Source organism: Kribbella sp. VKM Ac-2566, assembly GCF_004366005.1.
Taxonomy (GTDB): domain Bacteria; phylum Actinomycetota; class Actinomycetes; order Propionibacteriales; family Kribbellaceae; genus Kribbella; species Kribbella pratensis.
Genome location: NZ_SODT01000009.1, coordinates 299,789 through 314,877, shown reverse-complemented (window position 1 = coordinate 314,877; position 15,089 = coordinate 299,789). Strand labels below are relative to the sequence as shown.

The window sequence follows — 15,089 nt, the reverse complement described above, 5'->3', positions numbered from 1 at the left end:
ACTGATCGGAGCATCATGAAACGCATCACCTTGGCGATAGCGGCCGTCACGGCCGTTGTTGTCGCCCTGCTGACCGCACAGGCAGCCAACGCGGCAGGTGTCACTGCCAGCTTCACCAAAGTGTCCGACTGGGGCACCGGCTTCGAGGGCAAGGTGACCGTCACCAACGGCACCACCAGTTCTCTCAGCACCTGGTCGGTCGCGCTGGACTTCCCGTCCGGCTACACCGTCAGCTCTACGTGGGACGCAACCCACACCAGCAGCGGACAGACGCACACGTTCACACCGCCGAGCTGGGCCGGCCCACTGGCTCCTGGCGCGACTGTCACCTTCGGCTTCAACGGCAGCCCGGGCAACTTCCCCGGCCTGGCCGCGTGCCGCTTGAACGGCGGCTCGTGCTCAGGCGGCGGTGGCGGCACCGTCCCCGGTGCACCCACAGGTCTCTCCGGTACGTCGTCCGCGTCGTCGGTGAGCCTCACGTGGTCGGCCGCGTCCGGTGCGACCAGCTACAACGTCTACCGGAACGGCACGAAGGTCGGCAGCCCGAGCAGCACGTCGTACACGGACTCCGGACTCGCCGCGAACACGACGTACAGCTACCAGGTGAGTGCGTCGAACAGCGCCGGAGAAGGCGCGAAGAGCAGCACCATCTCCGTCAAGACCGGCGCCGGTGGCGGCAATACGGGCACCAAGCAGGCCGCGCCGTACCTGTACATGGGCTGGGGTGACCCGCCGAACCCGGCGACCGTGATGAACGCGACGGGTATCAAGTGGTTCACCATGGCGTTCGTCCTGTCGTCCGGCGGCTGCAACCCGGCCTGGGACGGCAGCCGCCCGCTGCAGGGCAGTGCCGACGCCAACGCGATCGCCCAGATCCGCGCGGCCGGTGGCGACATCGTGCCGTCGTTCGGCGGCTGGAGCGGTAACAAGCTCGGCCCGAACTGCAGCACCCCCGAGGCGCTGGCCGGCGCGTACCAGCAGGTCATCAACGCCTACAGCCTGAAGGCGATCGACATCGACATCGAGAACTCCGACGAGTTCGAGAACGAGGCCGTCCAGGACCGCATCCTGAACGCGCTGAAGATCGTCAAGCAGAACAACCCGGGGATCCGGACCGTCGTCACGTTCGGTACGTCGACGACCGGTCCGACGTACTACGGCAACCGGCTGATCGACCGGTCGAAGGAACTCGGCGCGAACATCGACGTGTTCACGCTGATGCCGTTCGACTTCGGCAGCTCGAACATCTACAACGACACGGTCGGCGCGTCGCAGGGCCTGAACAACAAGCTGAAGGCCACCTTCGGCTGGTCCACGGCGGAGGCGTACGCGCACCAGGGCATCTCCGGTATGAACGGTCTGTCCGACCAGCAGGAGATGACCACGACCGCGACCTGGCAGAACATCACCAACTGGGCGAAGAGCAACGGGCTCAGCCGGCTGGCGTTCTGGTCGGTCAACCGTGACCGCGGCTGCGCCGGCGGCGGCGTGGTGTCCAACTGCAGCGGCATCGCCCAGGCCGACTGGGACTTCACCCGCATCACAGCGGGCTTCTGAGCGGGAACTGCTGAACAAGACGGCTGGGTGCGGCGTCAGCGCCGCACTCAGCCGGCCTTGATCGCTTCGATGATCAGGCCGTTGCGGGCGTTCTGCCCGAGCGGGACCGACGGGTGCAGGCCGTCGCGGAGCAGGCGGGCCAGGCGGTTGGGGCTGGACGCCAGGTGCTCGGCCCAGCGCACGATCCGCAGGTTGTCGTAGCGACGCTGGGCGTCGGCGAGCTGCAGGTTGATCCAGGCGCTGTTGCGCTGGTCCGCGACCTTGATGTCGGGGCCGTGGGCGGTGCGGGCCGCCTGCACGTTGACCCAGTAGACGATCCGCTCCTCGCCGACGATCCTCATGGTCCGGTCGACCTGGGCCTCGACGGCCGGCGGCATGAAGATGTCGTTGGACCCGACCGACATCACGATCCGGTGCGGCAGTCCGTACTGCTGCGCCCAGAGGTCGAGAGCGTCGACCGCGGGGGTCACCGGCCGCCCGGCCCAGTTGTGGACGGCGATGTTGATCCCGAGCTGGGTCAGCTGCCGGGCGAGCGCCGGTCCGTCCTGGACGCCGATGCTGTCGCCGAACATGAAGACCCCGTCGGTCTCCCGGGCCTTGCGGATCTGCTGCTCGTTCGAGATCGCCCGTGCCTGGCGCTCCCAGGCACCGAGCACGCCGGAGCCGTAGGCGCCGAGGGAAAGCAGTCCGGCCGCCGGGGAACCTGGGACCGCCTCCGCCGCGGTGGCGGCGGCGACCGTCGACGCAGCCGCCGCGGTCCCGGCTGCGAACAACAGCCGGCGACTCGGCCGGAACGAACCCAGACGCTTCCTCACGAGGGCAAGGGTGCGGGGGAAAGCCCTCTCTGTGCAAGTCGACACCGCGAAATTGGGACGAACGCTACGGAAGTCGCGGCGAATGCGGTCAGCTGGTCGTTACCGGGCGCGATCTGACAAACGTTCGGAACCGCTCGGCCGCGGGCGTCAGCGGCATGCTCAGCCGCCACGCCATACCGATCTCCCGCCGGGCCCGTACGCCGGCCAACGGAACGGATACCGCGCCGCTGTCGTTCCCACGGACCGCACCGGCCGGAAGGATCGCCACACCGAGACCGGCACCGACCAGGCTGTCGATCGTCGCGAGGTCGGTCGCCTCGAACGCCAGCCGCGGACTGAACCCCGCCTCCTCGCACAACCGGTCCGTCACCCGCCGGAAGCCGAACCCGGGCTGCAGACCGACGAACGCCTCATCCCGGGCCGACTCCAGCTCGACCCGGCGCCGGGAGGCGAGCGCGTGACCGGGCGGCACGTGGAGATACAGCCGCTGCCGCTCGAGCAGGTGCCAACCGAAGCGCGCCGGGTCCGGCCGCGGCGCGATGATCGCGATCTCGGCCTCACCGCTCTCCAGGTCCTGGACGATGTCGTGCGCGGGCTCCTGCCGCAGCGCGAACCCGATGTTCGGTGCCACCGCCCGGAAAGCCTTCAGCAGGTCCGGCATCAGGCTGGTGGCGACCGAGTGCAGGAACGCGAGTCGCACCGTGCCGGACTCCGGGTCGAGCAACGCGTCGATCCGGCGCTTCGCCGTATCCACGGCCGCAGTCCCTGCTCGCGCCGCATCCAGAACCAGCCGGCCGTACGGATTCAGCCGTACGCCGCGACGCTCCCGCTCGAACAGCGGCACCCCGAACGCCCGCTCGACCCGCTGCAGCGACCGGGACAGATTCGGCTGACTCGTCCCCAGGGCGGCCGCCGCCTCGGTGAGGTGCTCGGTCTCGGCGAGTACGACGAACCACCGCAGATCCTCGACGTGCATGCGATAAGCGTATCGATTTCTGCTGAGATCGACATTTTACGTATCGCTCCAGCCGTGCGACCGTCGAAGACATGCACCAGTCCGTCGCCCGCCAGACCGGCTACTTGCCCGGAGACCCCGAGTACCGCAAGTTGTCCGTCGCGCTGTTCGCGGCTGGGCTGGCGACGTTCGCTCTCCTCTACAGCACACAGCCGCTGCTGCCCCAGCTGGTCGATGCGTTTCACGTCTCGCCCAGCCAGAGCGCGTTCAGCGTGTCGTTCGCGACGTTCGGTCTAGGTCTGGCGTTGCTGATCGCCGGTCCGGCGTCCGAGGCGCTCGGCCGGACCAATCTGATGCGCTGGTCGGTCGCTGCGACGTCGGTGTTCGCGCTGCTCAGCGCGTTCGCGCCGACGTGGCACCTGCTGCTCGCGCTGCGCGGTCTGCAGGGAATCGCGATGGCCGGGCTGCCTGCGGTCGCAATGGCGTACCTGCGCGAGGAGGTGCACCAGGACAGCCACGCGCGCGCCAGCGGCCTCTACATCGCGGGTACGGCGGTTGGCGGTATGGCGGGCCGCCTCATCGCAGGCGGGTTGTCGGACCTCGGCGGGTGGCGGTTCGCGACCGCCGGGATCGCTACGGTCGGCGTACTGTGCGCGGCTGTCGTCTGGCTGTTGCTGCCCGCGTCAAGGAACTTCCACCCGAGCGCCGCGCGACCACACGACCTGTTCCGCGTACTGCGTGACCCGGCGCTGCTCGCGCTGTACGGGATCGCTGCGACGGCGGTGGGCGCGTTCGTGGCTGTCTACAACGGAGCGGTCTTCCGCCTGTCCGGTTCGCCGTACGAGCTGAGCGCCGGAGCAGCCGGGCTGGTCTTCTGTGTCTATCTCCTCGGGTCAGCCGGGTCGGCGACGGCTGGGACGCTCGCCGATCGGTACGGTCGGCGAGCCGTGGTGCCGGTCGGGTGCCTGATCACACTGGCCGGCGTAGCGATCACGCTTGCGGCTCCGCTGCCGTTGATCGTGCTGGGGCTGGCTGTGATGACCGCGGGCTTCTTCGCGGTGCACGGGGTCGCCAGCGGCTGGGTGCCGGCCCGGGCGCATGCGAGCGGCGTCGGGACCGGACAGGCGTCGAGCATGTACCTTTTCGCGTTCTACCTGGGCTCCTCGGTCTTCGGCGGCCTTGCAGGTACGGCGTGGAGCCGCGCCGAGTGGACTGGGGTGGCGGCCGAGGCCGGAGCATTGTTCCTCGTGACGCTGGTGCTCGCGCTGCTGCTGAAGAACGTTCCCAGCCGGGTGCAAAACTAAGTGGGTGACCAAAGCGACCGATGCGGCTGATCAGTTGGGGCTCACCTACGAGGTGACCAGGCACGGCCGGGTGAACTCGCTGGAGGAGGCCGCTGCGGCGCGCGGCATCGAGCCGGCGCGGCTGATCAAGACGATCGTGGTGCGGCTGTCCGACGACGACTACCGGTTCGTCCTGGTGCCGGGCGACCGCGAGATCGCGTGGCCGAAGCTGCGGACACTGCTCGGCGTGAACCGGATCTCGATGCCGGACAAGGACACGGCGTTCGCCGTCACCGGCTACGTCCGCGGGACGATCACGCCGCTCGGAAGCACCCACGCCTGGCCGGTGATCGCGGACGAGCGGATCACCGGCACCATCTCGATCGGCGGCGGTGACCATGGGGTGGGGATCACGGTGGACGCCGAGGCCCTGACGAAGGCCCTGAGCGCCACCGTGGCGGACGTAACCGACTAAAGCTAGACAAGCAGGCCCTGCTGGCCCGCGCGGAGGCCGGCTTGGAAGCGGGTGGTGGCGTCCAGGGCTTTGAGGATGCGCTGCATTCGACGTTCTACAGTCCGTTGGGCCACACCCAGACGCCGGGCGATGGCTTGGTCTGTCAGTCCGGCGGCAGCCAGGGACAGGAGCTGCTGGTCGTCCGGCGTGAGTGGGCCTTCGGACACGGAGGGAGTCAGCGGACTGGCTTGTCGCCACAGCAGGTCGAACAGGCGCAGTAGGGCGTCCAGGAGGCTCGACGGTCCTAGTTCTACGACGACATCCGGCCCGGTCGGGAGGAGCGCCGTACGGCGGTCGAGGATGACCAGTTTCAGCGGTACGTCGCGCAGCATCCGGCAACAGCCCGACGCTCGAGCCGCCACCAGATCGCCAGGCTCGGACAGTGACGCCATGTCGTAGATCGTCCGGTAGGTCACACCACGGGCGGCGAACAAGGCGTACGGCAACCGGTCCAGCACGAGTACTTCGTCCTGTGCGCACTGCTGCGCCTGGTAGAACCGCTGGGCGATCGCCTCGGCGCCACGGATGACCGTGAACGCGTCCGGCTGTCTGAACTCGGCTGTCAGCGCCGCAGCACCCAGCCGGGCCTCCACGATCGCTGCCTGCTTCCGCAGCGCGAGCAGCTCGACCGCGGCGTCTGGTACGGCCGGCACGTAGCGGGCGGGCCGGCCTGGTGTCCGGGACGCAAGGCCGAGGGACAGTAGTGACCTGAGATGCCGGCCGACTCGGTTGGCCGGCCAGTCGACTGACAAGGCCAGAGAGGTCGCTGTGGACTCCGGGCGGGCCAGAAGCGCCCGGTAGAGCTGCTCGTCCTCCGAGCAGACACCGAGCGCCTCCAGCAGCGGAGCCGGTCGATAGCTGTGCATGATCAGGCGCGCGATCAGGGTAAGGCGTGCACGTGGCCGCCGACCTGGGTCGCGAACTGGTTGCCGTTCGACGCGTCCCAGTTGGTCGACCAGGTCATCGCACCGCGCAGCGACGGCCACGGAGTGCTCGGCTTGTAGTTGCCGCACCCGGTGCCCTTGGCCAGGCAGTCCAGCGCGTTGTTGACCACAGTCGGCGACACGTATCCGCTCCCGGCCGCTCGCGACGACGCCGGCAGGCCGAGCCCGACCTGGTCGGGACGCAGGCCACCCTGCAGCATGATGCAGGCCTGGGCGGTGATGAAGTCGACCGAGCCCTGCGAGTACACCTGGCCGTCACAGCCGTTCATCGAGCCCGAGTTGTAGTACTGCACGTTGACGATGGTCAGGATGTCCTTGATCGCCAGCGCGAGCTTGAAGTACTCGAACGACGTGCTCTGCATGTCGATCGTCTGTGGCGCCATGGTGATCACCAGCCCGCTGCCGAACTGGCTCTGCAGGCTCCGCAGCGCCTGACCCATGTACTGCGCGTTGACCCCGTTCTCCAGGTCGATGTCGATCCCGTCGAACCCATACTCACGCAGCACCGAGAGAGCGCTCGACGCGAAGTTGGACGCTGCTGTCGGGTCGGCGACCGAGATGGTGCCGTTCTGACCGCCGACGGACAGGATGACCTTCTTACCGGCCGCCTGCTTCGCCGCGATGTCCGCCTTGAACTGCGCGACCGTGTATCCGCCGAGCCCGGCGCTGTCCAGGTTGAACGTGATGCCGCCCGGCTTCGACGCGTCGGCGTCCGCGAAGGCCACCGCGATCAGGTCGTACGCCGCCGGCACGTCGGAGATCTTCTGCACCGTCGCACCGTTGTTGAAGTTCTGCCAGTACCCGGTGAGCACGTGGGCGGGCAGGCTGCCGACCGGTGGGTTGGTGCCGCCGTCGGACGTGGTGCCCGACACGGCCGCGCCGTACGGCGAGCAGTTGCCGCTGGGGTCGCACGCCCGGACCTTGAACGAGTAGGTCGTCGACGCAGTAAGCCCGGTAGCGGTCCAGCTGGTCACGTTGCCGACGCTCTGCGCGGCCCCAGCCCCTCGGACGACGTCGTAGTGGTCGATGCCGTTCGCGTCGGACGCGGTGGACCAGGTCAGCTTCAGCGAGCTCGAGGTCGGGCTGCCGACCGCCAGACCACCCGGGGTCGACGGCGGCGTGGTGTCCTGCGTCCCGCCAGGTCCGTCCAGCACGACGTCGTCAACCTGGTACGCCGGGAGCGCGTACCAACTGTGGACGTAGATCGTCACGGAAGACGAGGCACCCGTGGTGAACGGCACGGTCAGCTGACTCCACCCGGAACTCGTGGTCCACGTCGAGGGACCACCCTCCACACCGAGGTAGACGTTCGACCCCTTCACCCACGCCGACAGCGTGTACGCCGTATTGGGCTGGACCGCTATCGACTGGGAACACCGGGCGATGTCACTCCCACTCGGCGTCGCCTCGAGGGCGTACGAACCGGAGTGCGGCGCGGAGGTCGTGACGCCGCCGGCCGGGCATGACCAGCCGGAAAGCGTGCCGGACTCGAAGCCGGCGTTGGTGACGAGATTGGCGGCCGCGGAGGCGGAGCCGGGGACCAGGAAGGCCATGATCACGACGAGCAGGCTGATGACGACCGCTGCCTGGGGGCGGTGTGCAGGCGGTTTCATGCCTTACAACCTGTGACTGCTCAATTACATTGTCAAGACCCTGCATAAAGTGAGAACGCTCCCACGCGCAGAAAAGCGAGAATCTTTACGCTTACTTGGCTGATCGGAGAAAGGCGACGGCCCCCGGCGGGGGGGTGACCGGGGGCCGTCTTCGGCCACGGGCTCGGGGGGAGGAGCCGGGGGCCGTTCAGGAGGCGACAGTCTGCCACTGTCAGAGAGTTTGTACCCCCCGAGTTCGGGCTTCACACATCTCAGTTCAATTTCAACTGATTGCGTTTCGCCCAAGCGCCAGTCCCACCCGATCGGGTGCTTCCAGCCAGTGTCACTGTCACACTGCCGACTAGTCTAACGGGATACCGGCCCACGCAAAAGCCCGGGTCCCCGGCGTTTCTCCCGGCTGCCTATCCTCGACTGCATGGCGCATCCCGGAACGGCTCGATCGGCGGCCTTCTTCGATCTGGACAAGACCATTCTGGCCCGCTCGAGCACGCTGGCGTTCTCGCGGCCGTTCTACGCCGGCGGCCTGATCAACCGCCGGACGGTCCTGCGCAGCGCCTACGCCCAGTTCGTCTATCTGCTCGGCGGCGCGGACCACGACCAGATGGAGCGGATGCGGGAGTACATCTCCGCGATGTGCACAGGCTGGGACGTCTCGACGGTGCAGGCGATCGTCGCCGACACGCTGGACCACATCGTCCGCCCGATGATCCACACCGAGGCGGTCGAGCTGATCGCGCAGCATCACGCGGCCGGCCGGGACGTGGTGATCGTGTCGTCGTCCGGCGCCGAGGTGGTGGAGCCGATCGGCGCGATGCTCGGCGCCGACCGGGTGATCGCCACCCGGATGGTCGTTGCCGACGGCAAGTACACCGGCGAGATCGCCGAGTACGCGTACGGTCCGAACAAGGTGACCGCGATCGAGGCCCTGGCCGCGACCGAGGGCTACGACCTCGCGAGTTCCTACGGGTACTCGGATTCGATCACCGACGAGCCGCTGCTGGCCGCGGTCGGGCACCCGCACGCGGTCAACCCGGACAAGGCGTTGCGCCGGGTCGCGCTCGAGCGCGGCTGGCCGATCCTGGCGTTCGCGGAGCCGGGCGAGCGGGCCGGTTTCCCCGCCGTACGACGCCCCGCGCTGGCGGCCGGCCTGGTCGCGGCGATCGCCGCCGGAGCACTGCTGCTGGCCTCCCGGCGGCGGTCCCGGACGAGCTGAAAGCTGAAGCGGGCTTCATTGTTCTCAACTCCATGAAGGACTCCGCTTCCCCTTCACAGAAAGGGGTTTCAGGAGTACAAAGGAATCAACAAAGGGCCTCAGGGTCCGGTAGAGATTGCACGGGAACCCAGGTACCCACGCGGCGACCAGCCCATCCCAAACGGGCAGCGCGACCCAGGCTCGTCCTGTGGCGGCAAACAGGTGCACGCATGGTAACCAGGGCGACGTGCCAGCGACGGCGTTCTCACTCGAGAACGCCGTTCGCATGTTCACTCAGGACGAGAGCGGCGAGAGCTCGGCACCTCTTGTCACGACCTCGCAGGACCGCAGCAACCAATCACGAACGCCGGTCAATCCTCGCGCTGTGTAGTCGGTGAGACCCGACGCATAGGTCGCCCGCAACACATAGTGACCGCCCTCCGGGACCGTGACCGCCACCGGGTCGATGCCCCGGGCAACCAACAGCAGGCGCTCGGCGGCCCGGGCAACGAGTCCGTTGGCCGCCGGGAACGGGCGCAGGACGGCGAGCTCGGCGTGCACGATCGCCGCGACGACGAGACCGGGCGCCTTGGTCGGGCGGGTCAGGTTCTGCGCGAGGGCACTCAGCCGCTCCCACATCTCGTCGGCACCGGGCGCCGGCGGCAGCCCGGGGATGTCGTCCGGCAGAGGTTCCGCACTGGTCCGGAGATGGCCCAACTGGTCCTCCGCGACCAGGTCGGCGGCGGCCAACTGGTGCAGTCTGGTCCAGACCTGCACCGGCGCCTTGTCCACCTGTGGCGCGAGCGACATCAGCTCGCCGGTCATCCGCACCGCGCCGGCGACCAGTCCGTCGGCATCACCTCGCCGTACCTCGTCCAGAGCAGCCGTGCTGCCGGCCAGCGCCGCTGAGGCGTGCGCGCCCCGCAGCAGGGCCTCGGCGGTCATGTCCGAACCGACCCGGCGCAGCCCGCGATCCCGGAGCAGTACGTCGACCGCGTCCCGGGCCGCCCGTGCCGCCGACCCGACCCCCTCGAGACCGGCCAATGGCTCGAACACATCAGTACTCATAGCTGCACCATAGGATGACTAGGCATGGCGCTCGGCACCGTCCCCAGGTTCAGCATCGTGGTCCCCTGCCATGCCTCGCGGGCCTGGCTGCGGCCGTGTCTGGACTCGGTGCTCGGGCAGTCGTTCACCGACTTCGAGGTGATCGGGGTGGACGACGCCGATCCGGACGGGTCCGGCCGGATCCTGGACGAGTACGCCGCCGCCGACGCGCGGGTCCGGGCGCTGCACCTGGACGACAACGTCGGCCTCGGACCGGCCCGGAACGCCGGCCTGAAGGAGTGCCGCGGCGAGTACGTGCTGTTCCTCGACGCCGACGACAGCTACCTGCCGGGCTCGCTGGAGGCCATCGCGGCCCGCATAGACACCGCCAACCAGCCGGACCTCGTGCTGTTCGACTACGAGCGGGTCTTCTGGGACGGCCGGGTCATGGGCAGCCAGCGGCACGACGCGTTCGCCCGCGAGGGCGCCGGGGTGTTCACGGCGGCCGAGCGGCCGATCTTCCTGACCTTCCTCGAGGTGGTCTGGAACAAGGCCTACCGCCGCCAGTTCCTGACCCGGCACGGCTTCGCCTTCACGAGCGGCTTCTACGAGGACGCGCCCTGGACCTACTCGACGATGCTGACCGCGGAGCGGATCGCCACCCTGGACCGGGTCGTCGTGCACTACCGGCAGCATCGGACCGGCGGCAACATCCACGCCACCAGCGGCCGCCGGCAGTGGGACATCTTCGACCAGTACGACCGCGTGCACGCGTTCATCCAGTCCGACCCGGAGCTGGCCGGCTGGCGCCGGTTCGCGTTCGACCGGTCGCTGGACCACATCCTCGCCGTACTCGCCAAGCCCGAGCGGATCGACGCCGACGACCGGGCCGAGTTCTTCCATACGGCGCACGCCTTCGCCAAGCGCTGGAAGCCGGAGGGGTACGGCGCCGACCGGACCGCCCGCGGGTTCAAGCGCTGGCTGCTGATCCACGACGACTACGCGACCTACTCCACGCTCAAGCTGAGCGCGCGGATGCTGCACGTCCCGAGTGCGGGCAAGACGGTCGGCAAGCTGCTGCGGCGCGGCAAGCTCGACCCGAACCTGGTCGCGTACGCCGCCTACTGGTTCAAGCAGTACGCCTGCAACCCGCGCGCGATCTACGAGAAGGCGGCCGAGCTGGCTCCGCACCTGCGCGGGGTCTGGGTCGTCGACAACGAGCACGTCGACGCGGTCCCGGAGGGCGTCGAGTACGTCGTCGCGGACTCCCCGGCGTACGAGAAGCTGCTCGACAAGGCGACGTACTTCGTCAGCAACATGAACTGGCCGAAGAACCTGGACAAGCGCGAGGGCCAGATCCATCTGCAGACCCAGCACGGTACGCCGCTGAAGACGATGGGCACCGACCTCCGGCACCATCCCCAGGCGTGCAGGGACCTCGATCTCGACGAGCTCATGCGTCAGGTCGATCGCTGGGACTTCAACCTGTCCTCGAACCGGTACTCGTCGGAGATCTGGGAGCGCACCTACCCGTCGTACTTCGAGGAGCTCGAGTACGGCTATCCGCGCAACGACCGACTGCTCAACGCATCCCTGGAGCAGGTCCGGGCGGTCCGCGCAGCGCTCGGGTTCGACGACTCTCACCTGGTGATCCTGTACGCGCCGACGTTCCGCGACGGCGTCGACTCGGTACGACTGCCGACCGGGCTGCAAGACCTCGGCGGGACCGGCGTCCGGCTCGACCTGGACCAACTGGCGGCTGCGGCCGGTGAGCACGGCCGGGTGCTCGTGCGCACCCACTACTCGTTGTCCGCAGCACCGGAATCCCACTCCGGAGTGGTGATCGACGTGTCGCGGCACCCGCGGGTCGAGGACCTCATGCTGGCGGCCGACGTACTCATCTCGGACTACTCGTCGATCACCTTCGACTACGCGAACCTCGATCGGCCGATCATGCTGCACGTCGAGGACCAGGCGTTCTACGACGGCCGGCGTGGCACGTACTTCGACGTCGCCGAGTTCCCGCCCGGCGTGGTGGCACGGTCCGCCGAGGAGTTGTACGCCGCGCTCCGGAACGGCACGTTCGCCGCGCCCGAGGCGGCCAAGCACCGGCACCTGTACCGGGAGAAGTTCTGCGAGTTCGACGACGGGCGCGCGGCCGAACGCGTCGTACGGCGGGTGTTCCTGGGCGAGACCGACGTACCGGCGATCGCGCCGTTGGCCGAGCGGTCTCCGGCGCCGTCGGCGTACTTCGTGCATAATGGCTGACATGTCGATCAGCCTGAAGCCTGTCCACGCCCGGCGCGTGCGCTTCAGCCTGCGACGACGACGCACTGTCTGAACACCCAGCCTGTTCCAGTCGCGTCTCCTGAAGGACCTAGTCATGTCCGCAGTTCTGCCTGTCCTGTCCACCAGACTGTCCGCTGCCGCCCTGGCCGCTTTCGGTACGTCGTACGACCCCGAGCTGCGGTCGAGTACCAAGCCGGAGTTCGGCCACTACCAGAGCAATCTCGCGCTCCGGATCGGCAACGCCCTCGGCCAATCGCCGCGGGACGTCGCCGCACGCCTGGTCGCCTCGTTGCAGGTCGAGGACCTTTGCCAGACACCAGAGATCGCCGGCCCTGGATTCATCAACCTGACGTTGCTGCCGGAGACGCTGGCGAAGGCGGTCAACGAGCCGGAATCCTTTACCAGCAGGGGTCAGCGGGTCGTCGTCGACTATTCGCAACCGAACGTCGCGAAGCAGATGCACGTCGGCCATCTCCGGTCGACGGTGATCGGTGACGCACTCTGCAACGTCCTCGAGTTCGCCGGGTACGACGTGATCCGGCAGAACCACGTCGGCGACTGGGGCACGCAGTACGGGATGATGATCGAGCAACTGCTCGAGGAAGGTCTCGCCGCGGAATCCCTGGATCTGGAGGGATTGCAGCAGCTCTACGAGCGGAGCCGGAAGCACTTCGATGCCGACGGCACCTTTGCCGACAAATCGCGGCTGCGGGTGGTCGCGTTGCAGTCGGGCGATCCGGAGACGCGGGCGATGTGGCGGCACATGGTCGACGTGTCGCTGGACGACTTCGACAAGGTGTACGCCTTGCTCGGCAGCAACCTCGAGCGGACGGACGTCGTCGGCGAGAGCGCGTACAACGACGATCTGCCGCGGGTCGTGGCCGAGCTCGAACAGCAAGACCTGCTGACCGAGTCCGACGGCGCGATGTGCGCCTTCCTGCCAGGATTCCTCGGTCGCGACGGCGATCCGCTGCCGGTGATCGTGCGGAAGTCCGATGGCGGATTCGGCTACAGCGCGACCGACCTCGCCGCCGTACGGCATCGGGTGAGCACGTTGCACGCGGACCGGATCGTGTACGTCGTGGACCATCGGCAGGCCCTGCACTTCGACATGATCTTCACGCTCGCGCGGACCGCCGGCTGGCTGCCGGCAAGCGTACCGGCGGAGCATGTCTCGTTCGGCACCGTGCTCGGCCCGAACGGAAAACCCTTCAAAACAAGGGAAGGCGGCACCGTCAAGCTCGTCGACCTGTTGGAGAGCGCGGTCGCCCGGGCCGACGCGCTGCTGGCCGGCCGGGAGGGCGTCGACCGGGCCGCGACCGCACGGGCCGTGGGGATCGGCGCGGTCAAGTACGCCGACCTGTCGAGCGACCGGGGCAACGACTATGTGTTCGACCTGGACCGGATGGTCGCGATGACCGGCAACACCGGCCCGTATCTGCAGTACGCGCACGCGCGGCTCACCCGGCTGCTCGCCAAAGCAGGGACGACAGGTGAGCTCACCGAACTGAAGGACCCGGCCGAGCAGCGGCTCGCCCTCCTGCTCACCGGCTTCGGCACCACCGTCGAGCAGGTCGCGGAGACGCTCCAGCCGCACAGGCTCTGCACCTATCTGTACGACGTCGCATCCGCCCTCTCCGTGTTCTACGAGCAGTGCCCGGTGCTGAGCAGTGAGGGTGCGACGAGGGCAAGCCGGATCGCCCTCTGCACTGCGACCCGGAAGGTGTTGCAGGATGGACTCGGCCTGCTGGGGATCGAGGCCCCCGACGCAATGTGAGTCTGACGCAATGTGAGTCTGGCTCAATGTGAGCCTTTGGAGGACGAATGCTGCCGTGGTCGGCCGAGTTCAAGGGACGCCTGGACCAGACGACGTACACGAGTGAGTTGCTGCGCGGGAACCCGCTCGGCGATCCGCACGAGCGGCCGGTGCTGATCTACCTGCCGCCGGGGTACGACGACCCCGACAACTCCGCCGAGCGCTACCCGTCGGTCTACGTGACGATGGGCTACACCGGCCACGTCGGCATGTGGTTCAACCGGGTCCCGTTCCGGCAGCCGTACCCGGAGCTGCTGGACGCGATGTTCTCCGACGAGAGCGTGCCGCGGGCCGTCGTGGTGTTCGTCGACTCGTGGACGAAGTACGGCGGCAGCCAATGCCTCGACTCCCCCGGGACGGGGCAGTACCAGTCGTATCTCTGCGACGAGATCGTGCCGTGGGTCGATGCGACGTACCGGACCATCCCGGACCGCGATCATCGTGCGGTCACCGGTAAGTCGAGCGGTGGCTACACCGCGATGGTGACGCCGCTGCTGCGTCCGGACGTGTTCGGGGCGCTCGCGACGCATGCCGGTGACGCGCTCTTCGACGTCTGCTACCGGCCGGAGTTCCCGGAGCGCGCGCGGACGCTGCGGGACAAGTACGACGGCAGCTACGAGAAGTACTTCGAGGTGCTCGCGACCAAGACCGGGCGGACCACCAACGAGGACCTGCACCTGCTGGAGATGTACGGGTACGCGTCGGCGTACTCCGCTGAGGCCGACGGCACGGTACTACTGCCGTTCGACGACCTCGGCGCGATCGTCCCGGAGATCTGGGCCCGCTGGCTGTCCCGCGACCCGGTCGAGATGGTGAAGGAGCCGCAGTACGCCGATGCGCTGCGATCGCTCCGCGCAGTATGGATCGACGCCGGCCGGCAGGACGAGTACTACCTGGACCTCGGCGCCACGGCGTTCCATCGTGCTACGCGGGAGGCCGGTCTCCCGGACGAGCGGATCCACTTCGAGCTGTTCGAGGGCACCCACGGCGGCATCGAGTACCGCTACCCGATGGCAGTCCGCTGGCTGGCCGAGCAACTGACTAATTGACATGCCGTCACCGTG

Annotated in this window: 12 protein-coding genes; 7 read left to right on the top strand and 5 right to left on the bottom strand. The window is 68.2% G+C overall.

What is annotated here, in order from left to right:
- Window positions 1–15: 15 nt before the first annotated feature.
- Window positions 16–1,557 (top strand): cellulose binding domain-containing protein, encoded by a 1,542-nt coding sequence (locus EV647_RS13070; protein ID WP_134002506.1) that lies wholly within the window; start codon window positions 16–18, stop codon window positions 1,555–1,557.
- A 47-nt stretch (window positions 1,558–1,604) separates the two neighbouring features.
- Here the strand turns inward: EV647_RS13070 and EV647_RS13065 are convergent, their stop codons facing one another.
- On the bottom strand, window positions 1,605–2,372 hold the full coding sequence (locus EV647_RS13065; RefSeq protein WP_238175438.1) for a hypothetical protein: 768 nt from the start codon (window positions 2,370–2,372) through the stop codon (window positions 1,605–1,607).
- Window positions 2,373–2,460: 88 nt separating this feature from the next.
- Complete coding sequence (locus tag EV647_RS13060) at window positions 2,461–3,348, bottom strand: LysR family transcriptional regulator (RefSeq protein ID WP_134002504.1); 888 nt, start codon at window positions 3,346–3,348, stop codon at window positions 2,461–2,463.
- 71 nt (window positions 3,349–3,419) lie between these two features.
- On the opposite strand from EV647_RS13060, the gene EV647_RS13055 reads away from it, so the two are divergent.
- Both EV647_RS13055 and EV647_RS13050 read left to right on the top strand, forming a co-directional pair.
- The gene (locus EV647_RS13055; RefSeq protein WP_134002502.1) at window positions 3,420–4,631 is read left to right on the top strand and encodes an MFS transporter; all 1,212 of its coding nucleotides are present in this window, start codon (window positions 3,420–3,422) and stop codon (window positions 4,629–4,631) included.
- 4 nt (window positions 4,632–4,635) lie between these two features.
- Complete coding sequence (locus EV647_RS13050; RefSeq protein WP_134002500.1) at window positions 4,636–5,085, top strand: aminoacyl-tRNA deacylase; 450 nt, start codon at window positions 4,636–4,638, stop codon at window positions 5,083–5,085.
- 2 nt (window positions 5,086–5,087) lie between these two features.
- On the opposite strand, the gene EV647_RS13045 is transcribed toward EV647_RS13050, so the two are convergent.
- Both EV647_RS13045 and EV647_RS13040 read right to left on the bottom strand, forming a co-directional pair.
- Complete coding sequence (locus EV647_RS13045) at window positions 5,088–5,990, bottom strand: LuxR family transcriptional regulator (protein ID WP_134002498.1); 903 nt, start codon at window positions 5,988–5,990, stop codon at window positions 5,088–5,090.
- A gap of 14 nt (window positions 5,991–6,004) precedes the next feature.
- Window positions 6,005–7,681, bottom strand: a complete 1,677-nt coding sequence (locus EV647_RS13040) for a chitinase (RefSeq protein WP_134002496.1) — start codon at window positions 7,679–7,681, stop codon at window positions 6,005–6,007.
- 415 nt (window positions 7,682–8,096) lie between these two features.
- Between EV647_RS13040 and EV647_RS13035 the strand changes: the two genes are divergently transcribed.
- Window positions 8,097–8,894: an HAD family phosphatase gene (locus tag EV647_RS13035; RefSeq protein WP_134002494.1), complete on the top strand. Its 798-nt coding sequence runs from the start codon at window positions 8,097–8,099 to the stop codon at window positions 8,892–8,894.
- A gap of 273 nt (window positions 8,895–9,167) precedes the next feature.
- Here the strand turns inward: EV647_RS13035 and EV647_RS13030 are convergent, their stop codons facing one another.
- On the bottom strand, window positions 9,168–9,941 hold the full coding sequence (locus EV647_RS13030) for a Fic family protein (protein WP_134002492.1): 774 nt from the start codon (window positions 9,939–9,941) through the stop codon (window positions 9,168–9,170).
- A 24-nt stretch (window positions 9,942–9,965) separates the two neighbouring features.
- Between EV647_RS13030 and EV647_RS13025 the strand changes: the two genes are divergently transcribed.
- The 3 genes from EV647_RS13025 to EV647_RS13015 all read left to right on the top strand — a co-directional run bounded on the left by EV647_RS13025 (window position 9,966) and on the right by EV647_RS13015 (window position 15,074).
- Window positions 9,966–12,188: a bifunctional glycosyltransferase/CDP-glycerol:glycerophosphate glycerophosphotransferase gene (locus EV647_RS13025; RefSeq protein ID WP_134002490.1), complete on the top strand. Its 2,223-nt coding sequence runs from the start codon at window positions 9,966–9,968 to the stop codon at window positions 12,186–12,188.
- A 127-nt stretch (window positions 12,189–12,315) separates the two neighbouring features.
- Window positions 12,316–13,986, top strand: coding sequence for an arginine--tRNA ligase (argS, locus tag EV647_RS13020; protein WP_134004283.1), 1,671 nt, complete (start codon window positions 12,316–12,318; stop codon window positions 13,984–13,986).
- Between the two features lie 47 nt (window positions 13,987–14,033).
- Window positions 14,034–15,074: an alpha/beta hydrolase-fold protein gene (locus EV647_RS13015; RefSeq protein ID WP_134002488.1), complete on the top strand. Its 1,041-nt coding sequence runs from the start codon at window positions 14,034–14,036 to the stop codon at window positions 15,072–15,074.
- Window positions 15,075–15,089: the final 15 nt, after the last annotated feature.

What these genes read in the sequence shown, in the direction of transcription:
- EV647_RS13070 (WP_134002506.1), top strand. Translation starts at nt 16, where the DNA reads ATGAAACGCATCACCTTGGCGATAGCGGCCGTCACGGCCGTTGTTGTC.
- EV647_RS13060 (WP_134002504.1), bottom strand. Translation starts at nt 3,348, where the DNA reads ATGCACGTCGAGGATCTGCGGTGGTTCGTCGTACTCGCCGAGACCGAG.
- EV647_RS13055 (WP_134002502.1), top strand. Translation starts at nt 3,420, where the DNA reads ATGCACCAGTCCGTCGCCCGCCAGACCGGCTACTTGCCCGGAGACCCC.
- EV647_RS13045 (WP_134002498.1), bottom strand. Translation starts at nt 5,990, where the DNA reads ATGCACAGCTATCGACCGGCTCCGCTGCTGGAGGCGCTCGGTGTCTGC.
- EV647_RS13040 (WP_134002496.1), bottom strand. Translation starts at nt 7,681, where the DNA reads ATGAAACCGCCTGCACACCGCCCCCAGGCAGCGGTCGTCATCAGCCTG.
- EV647_RS13035 (WP_134002494.1), top strand. Translation starts at nt 8,097, where the DNA reads ATGGCGCATCCCGGAACGGCTCGATCGGCGGCCTTCTTCGATCTGGAC.
- EV647_RS13030 (WP_134002492.1), bottom strand. Translation starts at nt 9,941, where the DNA reads ATGAGTACTGATGTGTTCGAGCCATTGGCCGGTCTCGAGGGGGTCGGG.
- EV647_RS13025 (WP_134002490.1), top strand. Translation starts at nt 9,966, where the DNA reads ATGGCGCTCGGCACCGTCCCCAGGTTCAGCATCGTGGTCCCCTGCCAT.
- EV647_RS13015 (WP_134002488.1), top strand. Translation starts at nt 14,034, where the DNA reads ATGCTGCCGTGGTCGGCCGAGTTCAAGGGACGCCTGGACCAGACGACG.